This is a genomic window from Microbacterium sp. X-17, assembly GCF_039615055.1.
Window position 1 is genome coordinate 44,238 of the sequence record NZ_JBDHNI010000010.1, and the last position, 24,146, is coordinate 68,383.

The 24,146-nt window shown below is 69.1% G+C and carries 23 protein-coding genes; 5 read left to right on the forward strand and 18 right to left on the reverse strand.

What is annotated here, in order from left to right:
• Nucleotides 1-28: 28 nt before the first annotated feature.
• The 7 genes from rhaI to ABCS02_RS32770 all read right to left on the reverse strand — a co-directional run bounded on the left by rhaI (nucleotide 29) and on the right by ABCS02_RS32770 (nucleotide 8,495).
• Entirely contained in the window at nucleotides 29-1,192 is a 1,164-nt protein-coding gene (rhaI, locus tag ABCS02_RS32740) for an L-rhamnose isomerase (RefSeq protein WP_345839905.1), read from the reverse strand.
• A 32-nt stretch (nucleotides 1,193-1,224) separates the two neighbouring features.
• The gene (locus tag ABCS02_RS32745; RefSeq protein ID WP_345839906.1) at nucleotides 1,225-2,520 is read right to left on the reverse strand and encodes an MFS transporter; all 1,296 of its coding nucleotides are present in this window, start codon (nucleotides 2,518-2,520) and stop codon (nucleotides 1,225-1,227) included.
• A 25-nt stretch (nucleotides 2,521-2,545) separates the two neighbouring features.
• Entirely contained in the window at nucleotides 2,546-2,863 is a 318-nt protein-coding gene (locus ABCS02_RS32750) for an L-rhamnose mutarotase (RefSeq protein WP_345839907.1), read from the reverse strand.
• Between the two features lie 130 nt (nucleotides 2,864-2,993).
• Complete coding sequence (locus ABCS02_RS32755) at nucleotides 2,994-5,264, reverse strand: family 78 glycoside hydrolase catalytic domain (RefSeq protein ID WP_345839908.1); 2,271 nt, start codon at nucleotides 5,262-5,264, stop codon at nucleotides 2,994-2,996.
• A 60-nt stretch (nucleotides 5,265-5,324) separates the two neighbouring features.
• A complete protein-coding gene (locus ABCS02_RS32760) occupies nucleotides 5,325-6,158 on the reverse strand; it encodes a carbohydrate ABC transporter permease (RefSeq protein WP_345839909.1) in 834 nt (277 codons plus the stop codon).
• Nucleotides 6,155-7,102 carry a sugar ABC transporter permease gene (locus tag ABCS02_RS32765; RefSeq protein WP_345839910.1) on the reverse strand — a complete coding sequence of 316 codons (948 nt, stop codon included), beginning with the start codon at nucleotides 7,100-7,102 and terminating at the stop codon, nucleotides 6,155-6,157. The genes ABCS02_RS32760 and ABCS02_RS32765 overlap by 4 nt, the downstream gene beginning before the upstream one ends.
• A gap of 73 nt (nucleotides 7,103-7,175) precedes the next feature.
• Nucleotides 7,176-8,495 carry an extracellular solute-binding protein gene (locus tag ABCS02_RS32770; RefSeq protein ID WP_345839911.1) on the reverse strand — a complete coding sequence of 440 codons (1,320 nt, stop codon included), beginning with the start codon at nucleotides 8,493-8,495 and terminating at the stop codon, nucleotides 7,176-7,178.
• Nucleotides 8,496-8,810: 315 nt separating this feature from the next.
• Here ABCS02_RS32770 and ABCS02_RS32775 point away from each other — a divergent pair, with 315 nt between their 5' ends.
• Nucleotides 8,811-9,821, forward strand: coding sequence for a LacI family DNA-binding transcriptional regulator (locus tag ABCS02_RS32775; protein WP_345839912.1), 1,011 nt, complete (start codon nucleotides 8,811-8,813; stop codon nucleotides 9,819-9,821).
• A 7-nt stretch (nucleotides 9,822-9,828) separates the two neighbouring features.
• Here the strand turns inward: ABCS02_RS32775 and ABCS02_RS32780 are convergent, their stop codons facing one another.
• Nucleotides 9,829-10,158, reverse strand: coding sequence for an L-rhamnose mutarotase (locus ABCS02_RS32780; protein WP_345839913.1), 330 nt, complete (start codon nucleotides 10,156-10,158; stop codon nucleotides 9,829-9,831).
• A 79-nt stretch (nucleotides 10,159-10,237) separates the two neighbouring features.
• Between ABCS02_RS32780 and ABCS02_RS32785 the strand changes: the two genes are divergently transcribed.
• Both ABCS02_RS32785 and ABCS02_RS32790 read left to right on the forward strand, forming a co-directional pair.
• Nucleotides 10,238-11,089, forward strand: coding sequence for a fumarylacetoacetate hydrolase family protein (locus tag ABCS02_RS32785; protein ID WP_345839914.1), 852 nt, complete (start codon nucleotides 10,238-10,240; stop codon nucleotides 11,087-11,089).
• Nucleotides 11,090-11,186: 97 nt separating this feature from the next.
• Entirely contained in the window at nucleotides 11,187-11,933 is a 747-nt protein-coding gene (locus ABCS02_RS32790) for an SDR family oxidoreductase (protein WP_345839915.1), read from the forward strand.
• An 81-nt stretch (nucleotides 11,934-12,014) separates the two neighbouring features.
• Here ABCS02_RS32790 and ABCS02_RS32795 read toward each other — a convergent pair whose 3' ends face one another.
• From ABCS02_RS32795 to ABCS02_RS32830, 8 genes are all read right to left on the reverse strand, one after another.
• Entirely contained in the window at nucleotides 12,015-13,313 is a 1,299-nt protein-coding gene (locus ABCS02_RS32795) for an enolase C-terminal domain-like protein (RefSeq protein ID WP_345839916.1), read from the reverse strand.
• Nucleotides 13,314-13,426: 113 nt separating this feature from the next.
• Nucleotides 13,427-14,125: a GntR family transcriptional regulator gene (locus ABCS02_RS32800; protein WP_345839917.1), complete on the reverse strand. Its 699-nt coding sequence runs from the start codon at nucleotides 14,123-14,125 to the stop codon at nucleotides 13,427-13,429.
• Nucleotides 14,126-14,151: 26 nt separating this feature from the next.
• On the reverse strand, nucleotides 14,152-15,135 hold the full coding sequence (locus tag ABCS02_RS32805) for an aldo/keto reductase (protein WP_345839918.1): 984 nt from the start codon (nucleotides 15,133-15,135) through the stop codon (nucleotides 14,152-14,154).
• The gene (locus ABCS02_RS32810; protein ID WP_345839919.1) at nucleotides 15,135-16,259 is read right to left on the reverse strand and encodes a mandelate racemase/muconate lactonizing enzyme family protein; all 1,125 of its coding nucleotides are present in this window, start codon (nucleotides 16,257-16,259) and stop codon (nucleotides 15,135-15,137) included. The genes ABCS02_RS32805 and ABCS02_RS32810 overlap by 1 nt, the downstream gene beginning before the upstream one ends.
• A 52-nt stretch (nucleotides 16,260-16,311) precedes the next feature.
• On the reverse strand, nucleotides 16,312-17,184 hold the full coding sequence (locus ABCS02_RS32815; protein ID WP_345839920.1) for a carbohydrate ABC transporter permease: 873 nt from the start codon (nucleotides 17,182-17,184) through the stop codon (nucleotides 16,312-16,314).
• On the reverse strand, nucleotides 17,174-18,157 hold the full coding sequence (locus ABCS02_RS32820; protein ID WP_345839921.1) for a sugar ABC transporter permease: 984 nt from the start codon (nucleotides 18,155-18,157) through the stop codon (nucleotides 17,174-17,176). Before ABCS02_RS32820 ends, ABCS02_RS32815 begins: the two co-directional genes overlap by 11 nt.
• Nucleotides 18,158-18,161: 4 nt before the next feature.
• Entirely contained in the window at nucleotides 18,162-19,409 is a 1,248-nt protein-coding gene (locus ABCS02_RS32825; protein ID WP_345839922.1) for an extracellular solute-binding protein, read from the reverse strand.
• 95 nt (nucleotides 19,410-19,504) lie between these two features.
• The gene (locus ABCS02_RS32830; RefSeq protein ID WP_345839923.1) at nucleotides 19,505-20,881 is read right to left on the reverse strand and encodes an alpha-L-fucosidase; all 1,377 of its coding nucleotides are present in this window, start codon (nucleotides 20,879-20,881) and stop codon (nucleotides 19,505-19,507) included.
• Nucleotides 20,882-21,012: 131 nt separating this feature from the next.
• Here ABCS02_RS32830 and ABCS02_RS32835 point away from each other — a divergent pair, with 131 nt between their 5' ends.
• Together ABCS02_RS32835 and ABCS02_RS32840 are read left to right on the forward strand one after the other, a co-directional pair.
• On the forward strand, nucleotides 21,013-22,353 hold the full coding sequence (locus ABCS02_RS32835) for an alpha-L-fucosidase (RefSeq protein WP_345839969.1): 1,341 nt from the start codon (nucleotides 21,013-21,015) through the stop codon (nucleotides 22,351-22,353).
• Between the two features lies 1 nt (nucleotide 22,354).
• The gene (locus tag ABCS02_RS32840; RefSeq protein ID WP_345839924.1) at nucleotides 22,355-23,185 is read left to right on the forward strand and encodes an amidohydrolase family protein; all 831 of its coding nucleotides are present in this window, start codon (nucleotides 22,355-22,357) and stop codon (nucleotides 23,183-23,185) included.
• Nucleotides 23,186-23,206: 21 nt separating this feature from the next.
• On the opposite strand, the gene ABCS02_RS32845 is transcribed toward ABCS02_RS32840, so the two are convergent.
• Complete coding sequence (locus ABCS02_RS32845) at nucleotides 23,207-23,590, reverse strand: hypothetical protein (RefSeq protein WP_345839925.1); 384 nt, start codon at nucleotides 23,588-23,590, stop codon at nucleotides 23,207-23,209.
• Complete coding sequence (locus tag ABCS02_RS32850; RefSeq protein WP_345839926.1) at nucleotides 23,590-24,096, reverse strand: MarR family transcriptional regulator; 507 nt, start codon at nucleotides 24,094-24,096, stop codon at nucleotides 23,590-23,592. Before ABCS02_RS32850 ends, ABCS02_RS32845 begins: the two co-directional genes overlap by 1 nt.
• Between the last annotated feature and the right edge of the window lie 50 nt (nucleotides 24,097-24,146).

The window sequence follows — 24,146 nt, forward strand, 5'->3', positions numbered from 1 at the left end:
CGTGGAGGTCTGGGGATGGTGCGGACGCTCAGGCGCCCCAGCCGGCCTGGGTGCCGCCGACGCGCTCGGTCTCGATCTTCTGCTGATAGCCGGAGGCCTTGTAGGCGGCCATCGGGTCGGCCGGGAGGCCGCGCGACTCACGCCAGGCGGCGAGGTCGGCGCGCACGTCCGTGTTGAACGCGTCCATGAAGACCGTGTTGGCGGCGAGCACGTCGCCTGCGGCCTGCGCCGCTGCGAGCGCCTCCGTGTCGACCAGCAGCGCCTTGGCCGTGGCCTCCTGGACGTTCAGCACCGAGCGGATCTGACCCGGGATCTTCGCCTCCAGGTTGTGGCACTGGTCGAGCATGAACGCGACGTCCGGGTTGGCGTAGCCGCCGCCACGGATGACCTCGAACACGATCCGGAACAGCTGGAACGGGTCGGCGGCGCCCACGATGAGGTCGTCGTCGGCGTAGAACCGGCTGTTGAAGTCGAAGCTCCCGAGCTTCCCGAGGCGCAGGAGCTGCATCACGATGAACTCGATGTTCGTCCCCGGCGCGTGGTGGCCGGTGTCCAGGCACACCATCGCCCGCTCGCCGAGCGCCGCGGTCTGGACGTAGCTGGTGCCCCAGTCCGGGACGTCGGTGTGGTAGAACGACGGCTCGAAGAACTTGTACTCCAGCACCAGCCGCTGGCCCTCGCCGATCCGCTCGTAGATCTTCTGGAGGCTGTCCGCCAGGCGGTCCTGCCGGGCCCGCATCGAGTCCTGACCCGGATAGTTCGTGCCGTCCGCCAGCCAGATCTTCAGGTCACGCGACCCGGTCTCGTTCATGATGTCGATGCACTCGAAGTGGTGGTCGATCGCCTTCTGGCGGATCCGGTCGTCCCAGTGCGTGACCGACCCGAACTTGTAGTCGTCGTCCTGGAACGTGTTCGAGTTCACCGTGCCGAGCTCGACACCGTTGTCCTCCGCGTGCGTGCGGAGATCGGCGTACGAGTCCACCTTGTCCCACGGGATGTGCAGGGCGACCGTCGGCGCGAGACCGGTGTGCTTGTGCACCTGCGCGGCGTCCGAGATCTTCTCGAACGGGTCGCGCGCCGTCCCCGGCGTGCCGAACACCCGGAAGCGCGTCCCCGAGTTGCCGAACGCCCAGGAGGGCAGCTCGATCGCCTGCAGCGCGAGCTGCGAGCGGATGTCGTCGGTGAGGGTCATGGTCTCCCTTTCGGTCGGAATGGGGTTGGAGTTCAGACGCGCGCTTCGTCGCGAACGTTGGAAGGGGAGCCGTATCTCTCCGCCTCGATCTGCCGAAGCGACTTCCCCTGCGTGGCCGGAGCCCAGATCACGCCGATGAGCAGCGCGACCGCGAGGAAGCCGATCAGGATCAGGCCGACGGTCGGCACGCCCGTGCTCGCGAGCAGCACCGGGAACACCGAGCTGAGCAGGCCCACGGCGATACGCGCCGCGAAGAACAGGACGCCCTGCGCACTCGCCCGGTACGGCGTGGCGAACAGCTCGGCCGTCCACACCCCGTAGAACGCCTGCGCGCCGATGCCGGAGGCGACACCCCAGGTGATCGCGAACGTCAGCAGCGTCGGGAGGCCGGGAGGCGCGAACACGAGCACGAACCAGGCGACGATGCCGAGCACGGCGCCGATCCCGTAGAGGATGCGGCGCGACATCCGGTCGGCGAGCTGCATGAAGCCGAAGTAGGTCGCAGCGACAGTGCAGCCCCAGACCAGCACCTGCAGGAGGTCCTGCTCGACCGCGCTGTGCACGCCGGCGGCCTCGTAGACGCGCGGCATGAAGATGCCCGCCTGGCCGGCGACGAGGTTCCAGAACCCGTAGACGCCGAACAGGAACAGCAGCGCGGTGATGTTCACCCGCTTGGAGAACAGGGCGCGCATCCCGCGCCCCGAGGCGGCGGTGGAGACGGCGCCGGTCTTGACGTCGGTCCAGAGCTTCGACTCTGGCAGGCCCTGGCGGACCCACCAGACGATGCCCGCAACGACGAACAGGTGGAAGAAGATGATCCGGCTGCCCAGCAGGCCGAGCGGCGCGAGCGCCGCGGCGAGGGCGAAGCCGATGAGCGGGCCGATCGACCAGGCGAGCTGCGCCATGCCGACGTGCTTGGCGCGGGCGTGGTCGGGCGCCTGCTCGGCGATGTAGGTCCAGGAGGCCGGGACTCCCGCGCCGACCGCGATGCCGGTGATGAGGAACGCGGCGAACAGCATCCCCTCGTTGACGGCGAACACCGCGACGAGGACGCCGAGCATGTAGAGCAGCAGGTCGTAGGTGTAGATGAACTTGCGGCCGAGACGGTCGGTGAGCGGTCCGCCGAGGATGGCGCCGATGGCCGCGCCGAACGCGTTGGCGCTGAACGCGGCGAGGATGCCGACGAACCCGTCGGTCAGGTGGAACTCCGCCTGCCAGAACCCGAGGCTGGTGGCGATCGCGATGATCGACCCCGACTCGATGTAGTTGCTCATGGCGACGGAGCTCGTGGCCCGCCATCCGGTGGTCTTGCTGCTTCCGACTCTCACGTCTTCGTGTCCTATCTGCCTCTGCTCAAGCCAGGTGGAAGTACTCGGTCAGCCGCTTCATCGTGCTGTCCGGAGCGGTCTCCTCCGCGAAGAATCCGGCCATCGTGGCCTGCCAGCGCGCGTTGACCTCGCGCTCGTTCATCGCGGCGATCGCGCCCTCGAAGTCGTCGGTCTCCAGGACACCGACGACGAGCGCTTCCTCCCGGTCGACGAAAAGGGAGTAGTTCGACCAGCCGGTCTCGCGCAGTGCGTCGAGCATCTCGGGCCAGACCGTCTCGTGCGCAGCCAGGTAGTCGGCGACCCGCTCCGGCTTCAGCCGCATCGTGAAGCACACCCGTTCCACGCCAACTCCTTCGTCGTCTGTGTTCTCGTCGTTGATTGGTTGTGAATCGATTCAACATGAATCGATTCAAAGCATACCATGCGGCGCGCGTCGAGCAGAGACTCGCGCCGCATGGTCGCTCACCCCCGTCTCAGCGCACCGCGCCGACGGACGAGGGAACCTCCGCGGTGACCGAGACCGGCCCGCCGCTCAGCCGCTGGTCCTCGCGGCCGGGCAGCCGCAGGATGCCGTCGACGCCCTCCGGGAGCTCGGCGTCGACCGTGAGGAGGTCGCCGTCGAGGCTCCAGCGCACCGATACCCGGCCGTGCCGGGTCTCCAGCGAGGTCGCCGCCTCGGTGAGGCCGCCGCCCGGCTGCGGAGCGACGAGCACCGACGCGTAGCCGGGCGTCAACGGCGCGAGTCCGCCGACGACCCGATGCATCCAGTCCGCCACGGCGCCGAGCGCGTAGTGGTTGAAGGAGGTCATCTCGCCGGGGTTGATGGTCCCGTCCGGCAGCATCGAGTCCCAGCGCTCCCAGACCGTGGTCGCGCCCATCGTGACCGGGTAGAGCCAGGACGGGCACTCCTTCTCCAGCAGGAGGCGGTAGGCGACGTCGGTGTGGCCGGTCTGCGTCAGCGCGTCCGCGATGAACGGCGTGCCGGCGAACCCGGTGGAGATGCGGTAGCCGGCCTCCGCCGCGAGCTCGGCGAGCCGGTCGCCCGCGAACTCCTCGTCCGCCTCGTCCAGCAGCCCGAACACGATCGCCAGCGAGTACACGGTGGTGCAGTCGCTCAGCACGACACCGCCCGACACGTACTCGCGGTTGAAGGCGGCGCGGAGGTCGGCTGCGTGCGCCTCGAACTCCGCCTGCTCCGCGGTGCGGCCGAGCAGCGCGGCCGTGTCGGCGAGGATCCGCGCCGACCGGTAGGCGCAGGCCGTCGCGACGACGCCCTTGTCCGCCTTCGCCTTCGCCGGGTCCTCCGGCGGGGCGTCCGGGTCGAGCCAGTCGCCGAACTGGAAGTTGCCGTCCCAGACGCCCGCGGGCGACAGCAGCGACTTCACGCGCCGGACGTGCGAGACCATCGAGTCGAACTGGCGTTCCAGCACCGCGGTGTCGCCGTACGCCTCGTAGAGGTCCCACGGCACCCAGACCGCCGCGTCGCTCCACAGCGCCGTCGTGTTCGGCTTTCCGAAGTCCTCCGGGTGCGGCATGTACTTGAGCACATCCGGGATGACGAAGCCGACGATCCCGTCGTTGTGCCGCTGCTCCAGGTCGAGGTCCACCAGCCAGTCGGACAGGAACGCGTCCACGTCGTAGAGGTAGGCGGCGGTCGGCGCGAACGCGGCGATGTCGCCGGTCCAGCCGAGGCGCTCGTCGCGCTGCGGGCAGTCGGTGGGGACATCCACGAAGTTGCCGCGCATGCCCCACACCACGTTCTCGTGGAACTGGTTGAGCAGCGGGTCGGAGCTGCTGAACTCGCCGATGCGGGTCAGCTCGGAGCCGATCGCGATGGCCGTCAGGTCCTCCGCCGTCAGCTCGCCCGGCCAGCCGGTGACCTCGGCGTAGCGGAAGCCGTGGAAGGTGAACGTCGGCTCGAACTCGTCCACGCCGCCGCTGAGGAGGTAGCGGTCGGTGGCCTGAGCCGAGCGCAGCGGACGCACACCGAGCTCGCCGTGCTCCAGCACCTCCGCGTGCCGGATGGTCACCTCCGTCCCGGCCGGACCCTGCACGCGGACCTTGATCCAGCCGACCAGGTTCTGCCCGAAGTCGATCAGCGTCTTGCCCGACGGGGAGGTGCTGATCTCCTGCACGGGGAGGGCGGCCCAGCGCTTCACAGCGGGGCCGATGTACGGCTCCAGCTTGGCCGTGTCGAACTCGATCGCGTGCGTGCCGGTCCAGCCGTCACCGGAGAATCCCGGCTTCTTCCAGGCGTCGTCGCGCAGGCGCGCGTCGATGGTCTCGCCGTCGTAGAGGTCGTTCGCCAGCACGGCGCTCGGGCCACTGGTCCACGTGTCGTCGGTGACGATGAGCTGCGTGCTGCCGTCCGCGAACTCCACTTCGAGCTGTGCGAACGCGCCCTGCGCGTCGCCGTAGTACGAGCCGCCGCCGGACCAGCCGAGGCGGCCGCCGAACCAGCCCTTGCCGAGGGCGAGGCCGAGCACGGTCGTCTCCTCGACCAGCGCGGTCACGTCGTAGGTCGCGTAGCGGAGGCGCCACTCGTAGCTGCTCCAGCCGGGAGTGAGGACGTCGTCCGAGACGGGACGGCCGTTCAGCCAGGCCTCCACCACCCCCTGGGCGGTGAGCGTGAGGGTCGCGCGCGTGACGGCGCCGTGGCCGTCCTCCAGTGCGAACTCCCTGCGCAGCAGCGGGGCTCCGTCGAAGGCCTGGTCGGCGGCGATCATCTGGGCGTGCCAAGTCATGTTTCCGTGTCTCCGGTTTCGTATTCGATGTCGGTGTTCGTTGTCAGTGGATGGAGGCGCTCAGCCCTTGATCGCGCCGCTCGTCATGCCGGCGACGATCTGCCGGTTGAAGAAGATGTACGCGACGAGCGGCGGGATGGTGATGAGCAGGATGTCCATGAAGAGCAGGTTGTAGAAGCTCAGGTTCTGCCCCGAGAAGGTGTAGAGCGTGGTCTGCACGGTCGCGTTGTCGGAGCCGGGCAGGAAGTACAGCGGCCCGGCGAAGTCGTTGAAGACGAACACCGACTGCACCACGATCACGGTCACGATCACCGGCTTCAGCAGCGGCAGGATGACCTGGAAGAACAGCCGCACCCGGCCCGCGCCGTCCAGCACCGCCGCCTCGTCCAGCTCCTTGGGCACCGTGTTGAAGAAGGCCCGGAACAGCAGGATGCAGAACGACAGCCCGAAGGTGGTCTCGATCAGGATCATGCCCGGCATGGTCTTGTAGAGCCCCGTGCCCTGCAGCACCCAGATGGTCGGCACCACCGCGGGCGGCACGATCAGGCCGGCCAGCACGAAGAAGTTCACGACCGGTCCCCACTTGCTGCGCTTGCGGGCCAGGACGTAACCGGCCATCGCCGACAGCACGACCATGAGGATCACCGAGCCGACGGTGAGGACGAACGAGTTGAGGAACGCCCGCCAGATCAGGCCGTCGCCGCTCTGCAGCACCGCCATCAGGTTCGGGAAGAACTGCCACTCCTTCGGCCAGGTGAAGGCGAGGCTGGAGGCGTCCTCCGGGCTCTTCGACGCCTGCAGCACCACGAAGGCGAACGGGACGAGGAAGACGACCACGGAGACGAGGATCGCGACGACGCCGACGATCCAGGCGCGGACCTTCGTGCGGGTCACAGCTCCACCTGCTTTCTGTTGAGGACGTACGACAGCGGCACCATGATCAGCGTCACCACGAGGAAGAGGACGACGTTGCCCGCCGTGGACAGGCCGTAGAAGCCCGCCTGGTACTGCTTGTAGATCACCGACGCGAGCACGTCGCTGGTGAAGCCGGGGCCGCCTCCCGTCGTCGCCCAGATGATGTCGAACGAGCGCAGCCCGCCGATCAGCGACAGGATGATGACCGTCGCGGTCGCGCCGCGGCTCAGCGGGATGGTGATGCGGCGCAGGATGTTCCAGCCGCCGGCGCCGTCGATGCGGGCGGCCTCGTAGTACTCGGTGGGGATGGCGACCATGCCGGCCATGAAGATGAGCGTCGCGATGCCGACGCCCTTCCAGATGTCGACGCCGGCGATCGTGTAGAGCGCCAGGTTCGGGTCGGTGAACCAGCCGGGCTGCGGGAGGCCGAAGAAGCCGAGCACCGCGTTGACCATGCCGTGGAAGGGATCCAGCAGCGACTTCCACAGGATGCCGACGCCGATCGTCGACAGCAGCACCGGGAAGAACACGACCGCCCGCAGATAGCCGCGGCCCACGACCGGGGAGGTCAGCAGGAGCGCGAGCAGGAAGCCGATGATCACCTTCGCGCCGGAGGTAAGCACGGCGTAGATGAGGGTGTGGATGAAGCTCGTGTAGAGCTGCGGGTCCTGGAAGAACTGCACGTAGTTCGCGAACCCGATGAACTGGGAGTCGAACAGCGACCAGCGGGTGAGCGAGAAGTAGAAGGACGAGATCGTCGGGATCGCGAAGAAGATCACGTAGAGGACGATCGCGGGGATGAAGAACCAGGTCGGATAGTGCGAGCGCATCCGGCTCTTCCGTGGCTTGTTCTTCTCCGAGGCCCCCACCTCGGTGATGATGTCGGCCGCCTGTCTGGCGGTCGCGGGGCTTGCCGTCGACATTGTCTGCTCCTCGTCGAGTCTTCTGGGGGTGTGTGGTGTCCGGGCCGGCGCCGTGGCGCCGGCCCGGACGGGCTCACCAGCCCTTGATGCCGAGCTGCTGGGCCTGGGCCTTCACGTCCTGGTCGTACAGGCCTGCGCCCTGCTGGGCGGTGGAGATGCCCGAGCCGACCTGGATCAGGATCTTCTCCAGGTTCGGGCCCTTGATCGGGGACAGGAACTCGAGCGCGAGGCCCGTCTTCTTGTCGTCCTGGTACTTCAGCTCATCCTTGACCAGCGCGGGGGCGCTGTCCGGGACCTTGCAGGTGCTGATCGCGAACGGTCCGGCGGGGGTGCCTGCGCTGTTCTGGATGTCGCAGCCCGTGGGCGAGTTGATGAACGCGACCAGCTTCTTCGCGGCCGCCAGCTTGTCGCCGGTGCTCGTCTTCGGGATGTACGCGCCGCCCGGCTCCCAGACGGTCGCGTGCGGCTCGCCCGAGTCGGTCGGCATCGCGAAGTAGCCGATGTCGTTGATGTTGTCGGGGTTGGACTGCAGCACGTTGCTGATCACCGTGGTGATCATCGGGTACTGCGCGCCTTCGCCGGTCGCCAGCATCTTGAGGGCGTTGACGTTGGTCAGCGACGCGTAGTCCTTGTTCATCAGGCCCTTGTCGAAGACCTCCTGCGTGTGCGTGAAGCCCGCCAGCGCCGGCTGCTTCGAGTACTTCGCGTTGGACTTGTTCGCCGTGTAGTCGTCGGCCCACTTCGGGTCGCTCGCGTTCACGTTCGCGAAGTCGCCGAGCACGAAGAGCTGGCTCGTCCAGGTGTCGCCGTAGGACTGGATGACGGGGACGATGCCCGCGGCCTTGATCTTCTCGCTGTTGGAGATGAAGTCGCTCCAGGTCTTCGGCACGGACAGGCCGAGCTTCTCGTAGACCTTCTTGTTGTACATGATGCCGCCATCGAAGGTCGTGCCGGTCGGGGCGCCGTAGGTGCCCTTCGAGGTGCTGACCGTCTTCTTGAAGTCGTCGGTGATGTCCTTCACCCAGGACTCGTCGGTGAGCGGCTGGAGCTGGGTGTCGGGGTGCAGCGCCTGGAACAGCGAGCCCGAGTTGTAGAGGAACACGTCGTTCATGTCCCCGGTGGAGAGGCGCGTCTTGATGAGGTTGTCACCGTCCGTGCCCGCCGGCCGGGTCTCCACCTTGACCGTGATCTGGGGGTTGGCCTTGTGGAACGAGGTCGCGAGGTCGTTCGCGAACTTGGTGCTGGCCGGGTCGTTGCCGCCGGCGAGCAGCGAGATGGTCACCGGGCCGTTGGAGTTTCCGCCCGACGAGCTGCAGCCGGCGAGCGCGAGCGCCGCGATGGCGATCCCGCCGAGCGTGGCGACGACTCTGGTCGTCGTCCTGCGAGAGAACATCAAATACCTCCTTGTATTCGGGACGCTTCCGCCCCTGGGTGTTCGGGGTGTTTTGAAACGCTTCACATGAAGATAAGTCCTGCGGAGGATTACGTCAAGAACCAATTGTGTCGATTCAGTAACGGCGGTGGAATCCGGCGCTGAATCGTGCGTTCAAGTCGCCAAGTTTTGCGAATCGGTTTGATAATATTGCTCTGACCAGGTTTTTAACCGGGATACTCAACAGATGAAACTATTCTCATCCTGTGGTGAGTTGAAAATTGTTTCGATTCAACCCGAGCATCCGTTACGATGACCGGCGAGAGGGGAATCACTATGGCTTCCGCAAGCGTCAAGGACGTCGCAGCACTGGCTCAGGTGTCCGTGGGGACCGTGTCCAACGTGCTCAACCGGCCCGAGATCGTGTCGGCCGAGACGGTCGAACGGGTCCACCTCGCGATGGAGAAGCTCTCCTATGTGCGCAACGAGGCCGCCCGCCAGCTCCGCCTCGGACACAGCCAGGCGATCGGGCTGATCAGCCTCAGCGGCGCGAACCCGTTCTTCACCGACGTGGCCACGGCCGCCGAGAACGCGGCGGCGGACGCCGGCTACTCGGTGATCGTCGGCAACAGCACCGAGCGCCAGGACCGCGAGTCGGGCTACCTCAACCTGTTCGAGGAGCTCCGCGTGCGCGGCGTGCTGCTCGCCCCGGTCGGCGACGCGGCGGCGCGGCTGCGACGGATGCGGGACCGCGGCATCCCCGCCGTGCTGGTCGACCGGGTCAGCAGCGACAGCACCTTCAGCTCCGTCTCGGTGGACGACGTCGCCGGCGGCGCGATGGCCGCCACGCACCTGATCGAGACCGGCCGCACGCGCATCGCCTTCGTGGGCGGCCCCCTCGCCATCCAGCAGGTCGCCGACCGTCTCGCCGGGGCCCGCTCGGTCGTCGAGCGGCATCCCGAGGTGAGCCTGGAGGTCGTGGACGTGGAGGCGCTCAACGTCCTGGAGGGGCGCCGCGCCGGCCAGGCCATCGCCGACCGCGCTCCCGACGACCGCCCCGACGCGGTCTTCGCCGCCAACGACCTCCTGGCGATCGGCCTGCTGCAGACGCTGGTCATCGACGGCACCCTCGCAGTCCCGGACGACATCGCGCTGGTCGGCTACGACGACATCCAGTTCGCCGGCGCCTCGGTCGTGCCGCTCACCTCCATCCGCCAGCCGAGCCACCTGATCGGCGAGACGGCGGTGCAGATCCTGCTGGAGGAGGCCGCCGACCCGGAGCTGGAGGCGCGGCGGGTGCTGTATCAGCCGGAGTTGGTGGTGCGGGCGAGCACGGCGCGGCGCTAGGCCGGGCTCAGCCCTGGCGCTGCTCCTCCAGCCGCCACACGCGGCCCAGCATCATCCCCTCGGGCCCGTCGGCCGACGTGACGAAGTGGTCGACGTGCTGGTTGATGAACGCCTGCCAGCGCTGGTTCGCGGGGTCGTCGTCCAGCGCGCGCATCGCCGCCGCGAAGTCGTCGCACTCGACCAGGTGGAAGAGGTCGCGGCCGCTGCGCCAGATCGTCCAGTCGTGGATGCCGAGCCGGGCGAACGAGGCGGCCAGCTCGTCGGGGATGACGACGTGCGCCTCCTCGTAGGCGGCCTCGTGGCCGTCGCGGAGGACGGAGTGCAGGGCGACGCGCATGGGATTCCTTCCGGGAGCCTGATCTTGGATTCCTATAGGAAATAGTAATAGGCTGGCGGGAGACGGCGAAAGGACCCCCATGCGATTCATGCGACTCGGCGAACCAGGAGCGGAGTTCCCGGTCGTCAGCGACGGCGAGACGACGTGGGACCTGCGCCCGCTGACCGCCGACCTCGACGGCGCCTTCCTGGCCGCCGACGGCCTGGCCCGCGCGGAGGCCGCCGCCCTCGCCGGCGAGCTTCCCCCGGTCGACACGACCGGTCTCCGGATCGGCGCACCGATCGCGCGTCCGCAGGCCGTGATCTGCATCGGGATGAACTACGCGGCGCACGCGCGCGAGTCCGGCTCCGAGCCGCCGACCGACATCGTGGTGTTCTACAAGCACCCCAACACCGTCGTCGGGCCGAACGACGACATCCTGCTGCCGCCCGGCTCCACCACGACCGACTGGGAGGTCGAGCTCGCGGCGGTCATCGGCACCCGCGCCCGCTACCTGTCCTCGCCCGAGGAGGCGCTGGCGCACATCGCGGGCTTCGCGGTCGCCGACGACGTGTCCGAGCGCGAGTATCAGCTGCAGCGCTCGCTCGGCCAGTGGAGCAAGGGCAAGAGCTTCGAGACCTTCAACCCGCTGGGCCCGTGGCTCGTGCCGACCGCGGAGGTCGGCGACGGCTCCGGGCTGCGGATCTGGTCGAGCGTGAACGGCGAGCCGCGACAGGACTCGAACACCTCCGACCTGATCTTCGGCGTCGCCGAGATCGTCTACCGGCTCAGCCAGTTCACCGTCCTGGAGCCAGGCGACCTCATCAACACCGGCACCCCGGAGGGCGTCGGCCTGTCGGGCCGGTTCCCGTACCTCGGCGCCGGCGACGAGGTCCGGCTCGGCATCGACGGCCTCGGCGAGCAGCGCAGCACAGTCCGCCCCACCCCCTGACCACCCGCCATCGCTTCCGGAGTTGTGTACGTCCGCACCCGGCGTGTCGCGTACATAAGTCCGGAAGCGATTGCGGCTCAACAGTAAGGAGACGACGTTGTCCGATTTCGAAGGGCTCGTGGCCGCGGTCACGGGCGGAGCATCCGGGCTCGGCAAGGCCATCGCCGACGAGCTCGCGAGCCACGGCGCCCGCGTGTACGCGCTCGACCTCGACGCATCCACGGTCACCGCGCCGCACACGGGCATCCGCTGCGACATCGGCGACGACGAGAGCGTGCGCGCCGCGATCGCGGAGGTCGTCGCCGACGCCGGCCGCCTGGACGTGGTGATCGCCAACGCCGGCATCGGCGCGCAGGGCGACGTGGAGGCCAACGACGACGCCGAGTGGGCGCGCGTCCTCAACGTGAACGTCATCGGCTCCGCCCGCACCATCCGGCACGCCATGCCGCACCTGAAGGCGTCGCCCTCCCCCGCCGTCGTGCTCACGAGCTCGATCGCGGCGGCGGCCGGCCTCCCGCAGCGCGTGCTGTACTCCGCCTCCAAGGGCGCCATCTCCGCCATGACGCTCGCGATCGCCGCCGACTGCCTGCCGTTCGGCATCCGCGTCAACGCGGTCGCGCCCGGCACCGCGGACACCCCCTGGGTCGGGCGCCTGCTCGACAGCGCCGCGGACCCGGACGCCGAGCGCGCCGCGCTGGAGGCCCGCCAGCCGAGCGGCCGGCTGGTGCGGCCGCAGGAGGTCGCGGACGCCGTCGCCTACCTCGCGTCGCCGCGCTCCGCCTCCACGAACGGCGTCATCCTCGCCGTCGACGGCGGCATGTACTCCCTCCGCCCCCGCCGCTGACCCTCCCACAACCGCCGAGGGGCACGTTGTTGTCACTTTTCGCGTCGAAAAGTGACAACAACGTGCCCCTCGTGGCTTGGGTTACGGGGTTGGGGTGAGGGTGGGCTCGTAGCGGTGCGCGTAGAGGGACTCGGGGAGCATCTCCATGCCGATGCCCGGCGCGAGCGGGGCGCGGTAGCGGCCGCGCTCCAGCTCGACGGGGGTGACGAAGTGCTCGTGCAGGTGCTTGGTGTACTCGATCATCCGGCCCTCCTGCGTGCCGGAGACGGCGACGAAGTCGAACATCGAGAAGTGCTGCACCGCCTCGCACAGGCCGACACCGCCCGCGTGCGGGCACACCGGCACGCCGAACTTGGCGGCCAGCAGCAGGATCGCGATGTTCTCGTTCACCCCGGCGACGCGCGTGGAGTCGATCTGCACGATCGCGGCCGCGCCGGCCTGCAGGAGCTGCTTGAACAGCACGCGGCTCATCCCGTGCTCCCCGGTGGCGATGGGCACCGGCGCCACAGCGCGCGCGATCGCCGCGTGCGCCAGTACGTCGTCGGGGCTGGTGGGCTCCTCGACCCAGGCGAGGTCGAACTGCTCGAGCGCGCTGATCCAGTCGATCGCCTGGTCGCGGTCCCAGCGCTGGTTGGCGTCGATGGCGATGCGGATGTCCGGGCCGACGGTCTCGCGGGCGATGCGGAGGCGGCGGAGGTCGTCCTCCAGCCGGTCGCCGACCTTCAGCTTGATCTGCTGGAAGCCCTCATCGACGGCCTCCTTCGCCAGGCGGCGCAGCTTGTCGTCGGAGTAGCCGAGCCAGCCGGGGGTCGTGGTGTAACCGGGATAGCCGATCGCCAGCAGCTCGGCCTCGCGCGCGGCCCGGCCGGGCTCGGCAGCACGCAGGATCGCGAGCGCGTCCTCCCGGGTCAGGGCGTCGCTGAGGTAGCGGAAGTCGACCAGGTCGACGAGCTCCTCCGGCGTCATGCGCGCGAGCAGCTGCCAGAGCGGGAGGCCGGCGCGCTTGGCCTTGAGGTCCCAGAACGCGTTGACGACCGCGCCGATGGCCATGTGCATCGCGCCCTTCTCCGGGCCGAGCCAGCGCAGCTGGGAGTCGTGGACGAACTCGCGCCAGAAGGCGCCGAGGTCGCCGAGGATCGCCTCCACGTCGCGCCCGATCACACGGTGGGCGACGGCCTCGATCGCGGCGACCTGGACGTCGTTGCCCCGGCCGATCGTGAAGACGAAGGAGTGGCCCTCCAGCCCGTCGGGAGCGTCGGTGCTCACGCGCAGGTAGGCGGCGGAGTAGTCGGGGTCGGGGTTCATCGCGTCGGAGCCGTCGAGGAGGGCGGACGTCTCGAAGCGCACGTCCAGGGTCTCGAAGCCGGTCACGGTACTCATAGGAAACATCCTATTGGATATAGGTCCTCATCGCCACCGCAGCCGCCTCACATTTGTGCCGAATGGCTGCTTTCGGGCGCGCAAAAGCGCCATTTGTAACGAATGTGCGGGGGCTAGGCGTCGAGGCTGGTCGCGATGCGCGTGTACGACTTCGTGATGTGGTCGAGCATCGCCTGCTCGGCGCCCGCGGCGTCGCCGGCCCGCAGCGCCTCCAGGACGGCCTCGTGCTCGCCGGAGGTCTCGTCCACCACGCCGTGCTTGAAGTAGATGCGGTACTGGTGCATGTGCGAGCGCAGCCGGAAGATCGCGTCGGCCAGCAGCGCGTTGCCGGAGTGCGCGGCGATCAGGCGGTGGAAGTCGGCGTCCGCGTTGGCGAAGTCCTTGTAGTCCTTGAACCGGTCGTCGCCGGTCTGCGCCGCCTCACCGCTGCGGTGCATGTCCTCGCAGAGCTGCTCCAGCTGGTCCAGCGTCTCGGCGTCGATCTCCCCTGCGGCGTTGCGGGAGGCGTACGGCTCCAGCAGGCGCCGCATCTCGAACAGTTCGCGGAGGCCGTCGGCGTCGAGCAGCGGCGCAGCTGTGTAGCCCTTGAGCGCCTTCTTCACGACGAGGCCCTCGGACTCCAGCCGCGCGAGCGCCTCGCGCACGGGGGTCGGCGAGACGCCGAGCTGGCGGGCGATCCCGTCGATGCTGGCGCGGCTGCCCGGCTCGATCACCTGGTCCATGAGCAGGCCGAGCACCGCGTCGTAGACGTCGTCGGCCAGCGCCCGCCGCGCGGGCAGGAAGTGTTCGCTGGGGGAAGGTTCGATGCTCATGTGCACATCCTAGGCTTGCGGGCCTGCTAGATAGAGGAAAGAGGATGCAGGATGTTCGACGGCGTCAGCCCCGCGGCGTCCAGCTCCGCCCACAGCGCGTCCGGCACCCGCGGCTCGGCCAATTCGGCGTTGCGGACGATCTGCTCCGGGGTGTCGGCGCCGAGCACGACCGTGGAGACCGCGGGATGCCGCAGCGGGAACTGGACGGCCAGCTGCGGGAGGGTGAACCCGTACGGCCGCGCGACGTCCGCGATCCGTCCCGCGCGCTCGACCAGGGCCGCAGGCGCGGCGCCGTAGTCGAACGTCGCCCCGACGCCGGGACGGTCGGTCGCGAGGATGCCCGAGTTGAAGACGGCGGCGATCACCACGTCCACCCCGCGCTCCAGCGCCGCCGGGAGCAGGTCGGCCCCGGCCGTCCCGTCGAGCAGCGTGTAGCGGCCCGCGCACATCACCACGTCGAGGTCCGTGTTCCGCACGAAGCGCTCCAGCATCGCGGACTGGTTCATCCCGGCGCCGTAGGAGCGGATGACGCCCTGCGAGCGCAGCTCCTCCAGCGCCGGGAACGCGCCGTCCAGCGCCTCCCGTTCGTGCTCGTCCGGGTCGTGGACGAAGAGGATGTCGATGCGGTCGAGGCCGAGCCGGCTCAGGGAGTCCTCCACCGAGCGCAGGACGCCGTCGCGCGAGTAGTCGAGCCGTCGCCGCCGCGTCGACGGTACGTCGAACAGGTTGGCGATGTCGGTGTCGCCCGGCCGATACTCCGGGTTCGGCTCCAGCAGCCGGCCGACCTTGGTCGAGACCACGTACTCCTCGCGCGGGAGGCCGCGCAGCCCCTCGCCGAGCCGCTCCTCCGCCAGCCCCAGCCCGTAGTGCGGCGCCACGTCGAAGTATCGGATGCCGGCCTCCCACGCCGCGGGCACGATCGCCGGCCACACGTCGTCCGGTCGCGCCGCGTACAGGTTGCCCAGCGCGGCCACGCCGTAGCCGATCGGCCCCCGCTCGACGTGCGTCATCACGCCACCCTCCGGTCCTCGATCGCGTCGAGGTCCCACTCGATCCCGAGGCCCGGCGCGTCCGAGGCGACGCCGTGGCCGTCGCGGACGACCAGCTCGCGCTTCGTCACCGCGCGCAGCTGCGGGATGTGCTCCAGGTAGAGCGCGTTGGGCACGGCGCAGCACAGCGACACGTGCAGTTCCATGAGGAAGTGCGGCGCCACGGCCACGTTGAACGACTCGGCGAGGTGCGCGACCTTCAGCCACGGCGTGATGCCGCCGACGCGCGCGACGTCCACCTGCACGATGGAGGCAGCCCCGGCCTGCAGGTACTCGCGGAAGTGCCCGACGGAGTACATCGACTCCCCCACCGCGATCGGCAGCGTGGTCGACTCGGCGAGCCGGCGGTGGCCGGAGACGTCCTCGGCGGGCAGCGGCTCCTCGAACCAGAAGATGTCCAGCGGCTCGAACAGCGCGGCCCGTCGGATCGCCTCCGCGGCGGTCATCGACTGGTTCGCGTCGACCATGATGTCCATGCCCGGCCCCACCGCGGCCCGCACCGCGGCGAGCCGCTCGGCGTCCTCGTGCCCGCGCGGCTTGCCGACCTTGATCTTCACGCCGTTCAGCCCGCGCCGCTGCGACTCCAGCGCCTGGGCGACCAGCTCGTCCGTGTCGAAGTGCAGCCAGCCGCCCTCGGTGTCGTAGAGCGGGATGCTGGGCCGGGATCCGCCCGCCGCGACCCAGAGGGGAAGCCCGGAGGCCTTGCAGCGCGCGTCCCACACGGCGGTGTCCACGGCGGCGAGCGCCAGCGACGTGATCGCGCCGACTGTGGTCGCTCGCGTAGCCGAGAAGAGAGCGCGCCACACGGCCTCCGGACGAGTGGCATCCATCCCGACCAGCACGTCGAGCAGGCAGGTGCGCAGCAGGCTGAGCACAGCCTCGCCGCCCGTCCCGATCGTGTAGCTGTAGCCGATGCCCTCCACGCCGCCCGCGGTGCGGAGGCGGACGAAGATCGTCTCCTGCTTGAGGAACGACTGCACGGCGTCGGTGCGGACGGTCTCGACCTCGAGGTCGCTCAGCCACGCCTCGGCGCTGACGATGGTCCCGTCGACGGCGGTGCGGGCGGAGGGCGGGGCGAGGGTCATGCGTGTCCTGCTTTCTGGTGGATGGTCGGGAGGCGGCCGGAGCGATGCGTTGTCAGCGCCCGCCGAAGCCGCCGAGGGCGACGCCCTTGATGAGCTGCCGCTGCAGCACAGCGACGATGATCAGCGAGGGGATGATCGCGATGGTGGCGGCGGCCATCATCAGGCTCCACTGCGTCCCGTGCTCGCCCGTGAACATGGAGAGCCCGAGCGGCACGGTCGCGAGGTCCTGGCTGTTGATGATGATGAGCGGCCAGAGGTACGAGTTGTAGTACCCGACGAACGAGAACACGCCGAGCACCGAGATGGGCGCCGCGAGCTGCGGCAGGAGCACCGACCACAGCGTGCGGAACCGGGAGGCGCCGTCGATGATCGCGGCCTCCTCGTACTCGATCGGGATGGTCAGGAAGAACTGCCGCAACAGGAAGGTGCCGAACGCCGTGAACGCGAACGGGATGATGAGCGCCACGTAGCTGTCGACCAGGCCGAGCTGGTTCATCATGATGAACAGCGGCACGACCAGGACCTCCTGCGGCAGCACGAGCGTGAGCACGTACAGCAGGAACAGCCGGTCGCGGTACTTGAACCGCAGCCGCGAGAACGCGTAGGCCGACAGCACCGCCACGATCACCGAGAGCAGCGAGCCGCAGAGCGCGACGAAGAAGCCGTTGAAGATGAACCGCCCGAACGGCACGAGAGTCCACGCGTCGACGAAGTTCGACCACTTGACCTCGGAGCCGATGAACGACGGCGTCGGCGAGAAGACCTCCGACTCCGGCTTGAGCGCCGAGAAGAACATCCAGATGAACGGGAACGTGAACAGCAGCGCCACGACCGCGACCGCGCCCGTGTTGAGCCAGGTCGTGGCGACGGCCTTGCGCTGGGCCGGGCGCAGTCGTCGCCGCACCCGGGTCGCCTCACTTGTCATAGTTGACCCACCTCTTCTGTCCGGCGAACTGCAGCGCGGTGATGAGCATGACGACGATGAACAGCATCCACGCGAGAGCGGACGCGTAGCCGAGCCGGTCGAACACGAAGCCGTTGCGGTACAGGTAGAGCACGAACGTGTTCGTGGACTCGCCCGGTCCGCCCTGCGTCAGGATCTGCGGCTGCACGAAGACCTGGAAGGCGCCGATCATCGTCATGGTCATGGTGAAGAACAGCGCGGGCGAGATCATCGGGAGGATGATCGAGCGCATCCGCTGCCAGGCGTTCGTGCCGTCCATCCGGGAGGCCTCCAGCAGCTCCTTCGGGATGCCCGCGATGCCCGCCGAGAGCACGATCACGTTGTAGCCGAACGACTGCCACACCGACATCGCGATGACCGACGCCAGCGCGAACCGGGAGTCGGAGAGCCAGCTCGGCCCCTGGATGCCGATCGAGTGCAGCGTCGAGTTGACGATCCCGTTGTCACTGAGCAGCAGCCGCCAGACCAGCGCGTTGGCGACCATCGGCGTGATGGCCGGCAGGAAGAAAATGACCCGCCAGAAGCCCGCGCCTTTGACGCGCGTGTTCAGCCACAGCGAGACCGCGAGCGCGAGCGCGACGTTCAGCGCGGTGTAGACGAACGCGAAGATCACGGTGTTCAGGAGCACCGTGTAGAACGTCGGGTCGCTGAACAGCTTCTGGTAGTTGGCGAAGCCGACGAAGGTCGGCGAGCCGAACAGCGGCCACTCGAAGAAGCTGATGACGAGCGACCCGAGCAGCGGCACCACGATGAAGAACGTGAAGCCGGCGAGCCCGGGCCACAGGTAGGCCAGGGCGGTGAGGCCGTCGCCCCTGCGCTTCTTCCGGCCGCGCGGCGGCGTGGGATGCGGGACGTGGAACGGCCGGGTCGCGGGCGCGGCGGGCGCCGCCGTCTCCTCCGAGACGACGGCGCCCGTGATCAGTGGCGAGGACATCCGCCTACTGCCCCACCGAGTTCTGGATGGTGGTCATGACATTCTTGGCGGTCTTGTCACCCCGGTAGCCCTCGACTCCGTACTGGGTGAAGAGGGTCTCGACCTGGTTCCAGGTCGGGGTGGTGAGCTGCGCCTTGGCGTCCTTCAGCAGTGCCTGCACCGCGCTGTACGCCTCGGCGGACTTGCCGTCCGCCCAGGCCGACTGCGCGTCCGGACGCGACGGGACGATGCCGCGCTTCTCGGCCTGGCCCTTCAGGACGCTGGTGTCGGTCATGGCCATGATCGCCTTGAACGCGCTGTCCGGGTCCTTGCAGTTCTTGGCGATGCCGAAGCCGGAGCCGGCCGTCATGCCCTTGGCGTCGCCCGACGCGGTCGGGACGATGGTGACGCCCAGCTTGAACTTGGCGGCGGCGGCGAAGGTGCCGTACATCCACGGCCCCTCGATGAGTATGTCGCTCGCGCCGGAGGTGAACGCCGACTGGGCGACGTCGCTGCCGTCCGCAGCCTCCGGAGCCTTGGCGATGCCCTCCTTGGAGACCAGGTCGAAGTACGACTGCACCGAGTCGACCAGCTTGGAGTTGGTCAGGTCGAGCTTGCCGCCCTTGACCGCCTCGGCGCCGTCGGCGATGGCCCACGCGTTCGGGATGAAGAAGCCCGGCTCGATGGCGAGCGCCTTGTGGTCAGCCGTGGTCAGCTTCTTCGCGTCGGAGAGGAACTGGTCGCGGGTGTAGGTCGCGCTCGGCAGGGCGAGCCCGGCCTTCTGGAACGCGTCCACGTTGTAGTAGAGGACGATCGGCTCGGCGTCGTAGGGGATGGCGCGGATGCTGCCGTCCACCGTCATGCCCTTGAGCATGGACGAGTCGAACTTCGTGGTGTCGAGCTTGTACTTCGTGATCAGATCGGTCAGCGGCATCAGCAGCCCGGAGAGCTCCTGCGCGCGTGCGGCCTGCGTGGTCAGCAGGCAGGGCGGGTTGGATCCGCTCAGCCGGGTCTTGACCTTCGTCCAGTAGTCGTTGAAGCTCGGGCCCTCGATCGTCACGTCCAGCTTGGGGTCGACCTTCTTGCCGAGGTCGATGAAGCCCTGCCACTGGTCGCGGTCGCTCTGACTGCTGACCCAGGTGTACATGCTGATCGGGCCGCCGGCGGCGTTTCCGCCTCCGCCGCCCGCACAACCGGCGAGCGCGGTGAGCGCTCCTGCCAGCAGAATGGCGGTACCGGCCCGTACCGCTGCGCGCTTGGTTCGTGGTGTCACTTGCTGTGCCTCCTCCATTGGATTCATCAAGGTGATCGCCGTGTTGGCGCGATCCTATAGGGTGTTTGATATAGGTTTCAAGTAGTCCGGACGGTCTAGTCCGCGAACGGCTCGAAGTCGATCGCGATCACGTCGATCGGCGCTCCCGACGCGGCCGGCGCGGGGATGTGCAGCTCCCCGAGCGCCTCGCCGCTCTGCTCCGCCTGCTCGTGGACCTCCACGTTGACCTCGAACGGGAGCTCCTCGCCCGTCGCCAGCAGCCGCACCGAGCGGACCCGCCCGACCGGGATGCCGCGCACGATCACCTGCTCGATCGGCCGCATGACGAGGTGGAGGTACAGCGTCCCCTGCCGCGCGGTCGACGGACCGTAGAAGTCGACGCCCCTGGTGGGCGAGACGCCGACGACGCTCTCCGAGTGCGCGTCCATCCACGCGCCGATCTCCTCCAGCGTCCGCACTTGCCACCCGTTGAGGCTGCCGTCGCCTTTCGGCCCGATGTTGAGCAGGAGGTTGCCGCCGCGGGAGGCGACCTCGATCAGCGTCGTCAGCAGCGACACCGTGCTCTTGCTCTTGGTGTCGCCCGGACGCCACGCCCACATCTGGCCGATGGTGAGGCAGAGTTCCCACGGGCCCTCCGGCGCGCTGACCGGGAAGCCCTGCTCCGGCGTCTTGTAGTCGCCCTGGCCGAGCAGCCGGTCGTTGATCACGACGTCCGGCTGGAGGGACTTGATCAGCGCGCGCAGCCCGGCGCTGTCCCACTCCTCCTCCGACCGCTCCCACTCGCCGTCGAACCAGAGCAGGTCGATCGTGCCGTAGCCGGTGAGCAGCTCGGTGAGCTGGCCGCGGAGGTAGTCCTGGTAGCGCGTCCACTGCTCGGGCGTCGGGCGGCGGTGGCGGTCGTCGGCGACAGGGGTGCCCGCGTTGGCGGGATCGCCGGCCGCCGGCCAGTGCTCCAGCGCATACGGCCGGTCGTCCATCGTGAACGCCGGGTAGTCCGGGTGGTTCCAGTCCGGGAGGCTGTAGTAGATGCCGACGCGGATGCCCTCCGCACGGACGGCCTCCACGAACTCCCTGGTGATGTCGCGGCCGAACGGCGAGTGCTGGATGCCGAACTCGGAGTGCGCCGTGTGGAACATCGAGTAGCCCGCGTGGTGACGGGCCGTGAAGACGACGTAACGCGCGCCCGCCTGCTTGGCGAGCCGGGCCAGGGCGACGGCGTCCCACTCGACCGGGTCGAACGTCGCGGCCGTCGACTGGTACTGCTCGACCGTCACAGTGTCCTCGACGCGGTCGGAACCGGGGATGATGGAACGACCGACCAGCGGCCAGGAGATCTCGATCCCCTGCTGGCTGGCGTGGTCCCAGTGCACGAACAGCCCGAAGCCGGCGCCGGTGAACCATTCGCCGCCGGGCAGCTTCACGAGGTCGGTGCGCACGAACGAATCGGGCGCCGCGGTGAGGATGGGGGTCACGGAACGAACTCTCCTTCGAGTAGGTCTTTCAGAGCCAAGCCTATTGCCTATAGGATATCTGCACGGGGTTCGATCCACAATCGCCCCGCCCCACCACATCCATTCAGCGCAGAAGGAGCCTCAGCGTGGCCATGTTCAAAGACGACCCCGTCCGCCCCGAGAACTACCGCCGGTTCGAGCGCGAGGTCCCCCAGTGGTTCGGAGACGCCAAGCTCGGGGTCTTCGTGCACTGGGGCCCGTACTCCGTTCCCGCCTGGGCGGAGCCGATCGGCGAGCTCGGCACCATCGAGAAGGAGTACTGGTTCCGCCACAACCCGTACGCCGAGTGGTACTACAACACCATCCGCATTGAAGGCAGCCCCGCGGCCGAGCACCAGCGCGAGGTCTACGGCGGCGCCCCGTACGACGACTTCCTCGACCAGTGGGACCCGGCCGAGTTCGACCCGGACGAGTTCATCGCGCTGGTGAAGAGCACGGGCGCCGGCTACTTCGTGCCGACCACGAAGCACCACGACGGCGTCACGCTGTGGGACGCACCGGGCACCGACGGCCGCAACACCGTCGCGCGCGGGCCGCGCCGCGACCTCGTGGGCGCGTTCGAGAAGGCCACCCGCGACGCCGGCCTCCGCTTCGGCGTCTACTACTCGGGAGGCCTCGACTGGCACTTCTCGCAGCTGCCGCCGATCACCTCCGAGGGCCAGGCGTTCGGCCGCCCGGTGGACGCGGCCTACGCCGAGTACGCGTACAACCACGTGGACGACCTGATCGAGCGCTACTCCCCCGACATCCTCTGGGGCGACATCGAGTGGCCGGACGCCGGCAAGCCGTCCGGCCCGTTCAGCATGGAGAAGCTGTTCGAGAAGTTCTACGCCGCGCGCCCGGACGGCGTCTCCAACGACCGCTGGGGCGAGACGCACTGGGACTTCCGCACCAGCGAGTACCAGCAGGGCACCGACGTGGAGGCCTCCGGCGCCTGGGAGAACTGCCGCGGCATCGGCTTCTCGTTCGGCTACAACCAGGTGGAGGACGAGACGCACCTGCTCAGCGGCCCGGACGCCGTCAAGTCGTTCGTCGACATCGTCTCCCGCGGCGGCAACCTCCTGCTCAACGTGGGACTGACCGCGCGCGGCACGGTGCCGGACCTGCAGCGGCGGACGCTGGAGCACCTGGCGGCGTGGAACGCCGTGAACGGCTCGGCCGTGTTCGGGTCGACCACACTGGACGCCTCTGTCGCCTCCGCCTCGGACGAGCCGTGGGTGCGCTGGACCCGCACCGGCGACACCGCGAACGCGTTCGTGGACGCGACCGGCTCGGTTCGCCTCCCGGCTTCGGCGCAGGTGGACGCGGCGAGCGCCCGCCTCGCCGACGGCACCCCGGTCGCGGCCTCCCGCGACGGCGACGCGATCCTCGTGACGCTGCCGGAGCCCTCGGTCGCCGGCCCGACGCTCATCCGCTTCGACCTGGCCGCTTGAGATGACGGTCGACGCCCACCTGCACCTCTGGGACCTGGACCGGGTCGCGTACCCGTGGCTGACCGACGCGCTCGCGCCGATCAATCGGACCTTCGCGTTCGGCGAGGTGGCGCCCCAGCTGGAGGCGGCGGGCGTCGACCGGGTCGTCCTGGTCCAGGCCGCGAACTCGGTGGAGGACTCGGCGGCGATGTTCGCCGTGTCCTCCCCGCTGGTCGCCGGCGTCGTCGCCTGGGTCGACCTGCTCGACCCGGCGGCTGCCGCGCGTCAGCTCGATGAGTGGTCGTCTCAGCCGTCGTTCGTCGGGGTGCGGCACCTGATCCACGACGAGCCGGACGCCGACTGGCTGGGGCGACCGGAGGTGCGCGCGTCGCTCGCGCTGCTCGCCGCGCGCGGTCTCGCCTTCGACGTGATCGGCGTGCTCCCCCGGCACCTGGAGCACGCGGTGTCGATCGCGGGCGAGCTCCCGTCGCTGCGCCTGGTGATCGACCACCTCGGGACGCCGCCGGTCGGCGCCTACTCAGCGGAGCCGTGGGCGAGCCTCCTCACCGAGCTCTCCCGCCGGCCGAACGTGTCGGTCAAACTGTCCGGCCTGACCACGCTCGGTGGCGGCTCGGACGCCGCGCGGCTGCGGCCGTATGTCGCGCACGCGTTCGAGGCCTTCGGACCGGCACGCGTGCTGTACGGCGGCGACTGGCCGGTGTCGACGCTGGCCGGGCCCTATGCGGAGACGTGGGCGACGGCGGATGCGCTGCTTGCGGGGCTCTCCGCGGACGAACGCGCCGACGTGCTCACGCACGCCGCACTGCGCGCATACCGGCTACCCCCGCAGTAGCCCGCGTGGGGTCGCATGGGGTCACTTGCAGGCCCACTCGCGGATCGCGTACGACGCGGTCACGTGCTGACCGGAGGCCGGAAAGAACTCGTTGACACACATCTCGACATCGCCGGCGTAGTCGCACCCTCCGATGTCTTCGGGCTGTGTGGCGAAGGAGAGCGAGGCGGTTTCGCCATGCTTCATCGTCACGTCGCCGCCCCAGCACTTCCAGGTGATGGCCGCGCTGGTGTCGTTGGTGACGCGCTCGTGGATCTTGGGCAGGGTCACGGCATCCGACCAGGTCATCACCGGGCCGATCCCGACGATGAACGCCGCCATCAGCGCGACGACGACGAGCGCGATCGCGCGCCCGATCCGACCCGCCCCCGACGTCGGTGGCCCGACCGAGCCGACGCCGCCCATCAGGACCGCTCCCGCAGCCCTGAGGTCATCGACAGCCCCGCGAAGGCGTGCCGCGCGAAGCGCGCGACGTACCGGCGGAGGTTCTCGACCTCCTGCGGGTCCCAGCCGAGGGTGACCTCGTCCACCTGGGCCTGGGCCACCGCCATGATGCGCTCGCCCAGCTCCCGGCCGGCGTCGGTCAGCGCGACGAGCACGCTCCGCTCGTCGCGCGGCGACGGCACCCGCTCCACCAGGCCGATCTCCTCCAGGCGGCGCACGATCTTCGAGATGTTCGCCTTGCCCGTGCCCAGAGTCGCCGCCAGGTCGGTCGGGCGCAGTGCTCCGCGGTAGGCGAGCTGGTTGACGACGACGAACATCGGGATGTCGTCCACCGGGAAGCCGATCTGCTCCATCACGCGCACCCGCACGTCCCGGCTGTCGGCCCAGTGCACGATCGACGCGATCGACAGGCGCAGGTCGAGGGGGTCCTGTTCGATGACCGGCGAGAGGTCGGGGTCCTCCGACACGCTGCCACCTCCTCTTCGTCGCGTCGTGCCCAGTATCGCAGCCGGCGCCG

Coding starts and splice junctions, on each gene's coding strand:
- ABCS02_RS32755 (WP_345839908.1), bottom strand. CDS start 5,264: ATGACTTGGCACGCCCAGATGATCGCCGCCGACCAGGCCTTCGACGGA.
- ABCS02_RS32820 (WP_345839921.1), bottom strand. CDS start 18,157: ATGTCCTCGCCACTGATCACGGGCGCCGTCGTCTCGGAGGAGACGGCG.
- ABCS02_RS32815 (WP_345839920.1), bottom strand. CDS start 17,184: ATGACAAGTGAGGCGACCCGGGTGCGGCGACGACTGCGCCCGGCCCAG.
- ABCS02_RS32785 (WP_345839914.1), top strand. CDS start 10,238: ATGCGATTCATGCGACTCGGCGAACCAGGAGCGGAGTTCCCGGTCGTC.
- ABCS02_RS32800 (WP_345839917.1), bottom strand. CDS start 14,125: ATGAGCATCGAACCTTCCCCCAGCGAACACTTCCTGCCCGCGCGGCGG.
- ABCS02_RS32805 (WP_345839918.1), bottom strand. CDS start 15,135: ATGACGCACGTCGAGCGGGGGCCGATCGGCTACGGCGTGGCCGCGCTG.
- ABCS02_RS32835 (WP_345839969.1), top strand. CDS start 21,013: ATGTTCAAAGACGACCCCGTCCGCCCCGAGAACTACCGCCGGTTCGAG.
- ABCS02_RS32780 (WP_345839913.1), bottom strand. CDS start 10,158: ATGCGCGTCGCCCTGCACTCCGTCCTCCGCGACGGCCACGAGGCCGCC.
- rhaI (WP_345839905.1), bottom strand. CDS start 1,192: ATGACCCTCACCGACGACATCCGCTCGCAGCTCGCGCTGCAGGCGATC.
- ABCS02_RS32770 (WP_345839911.1), bottom strand. CDS start 8,495: ATGTTCTCTCGCAGGACGACGACCAGAGTCGTCGCCACGCTCGGCGGG.
- ABCS02_RS32810 (WP_345839919.1), bottom strand. CDS start 16,259: ATGACCCTCGCCCCGCCCTCCGCCCGCACCGCCGTCGACGGGACCATC.
- ABCS02_RS32845 (WP_345839925.1), bottom strand. CDS start 23,590: ATGGGCGGCGTCGGCTCGGTCGGGCCACCGACGTCGGGGGCGGGTCGG.
- ABCS02_RS32775 (WP_345839912.1), top strand. CDS start 8,811: ATGGCTTCCGCAAGCGTCAAGGACGTCGCAGCACTGGCTCAGGTGTCC.
- ABCS02_RS32795 (WP_345839916.1), bottom strand. CDS start 13,313: ATGAGTACCGTGACCGGCTTCGAGACCCTGGACGTGCGCTTCGAGACG.
- ABCS02_RS32765 (WP_345839910.1), bottom strand. CDS start 7,102: ATGTCGACGGCAAGCCCCGCGACCGCCAGACAGGCGGCCGACATCATC.
- ABCS02_RS32840 (WP_345839924.1), top strand. CDS start 22,355: ATGACGGTCGACGCCCACCTGCACCTCTGGGACCTGGACCGGGTCGCG.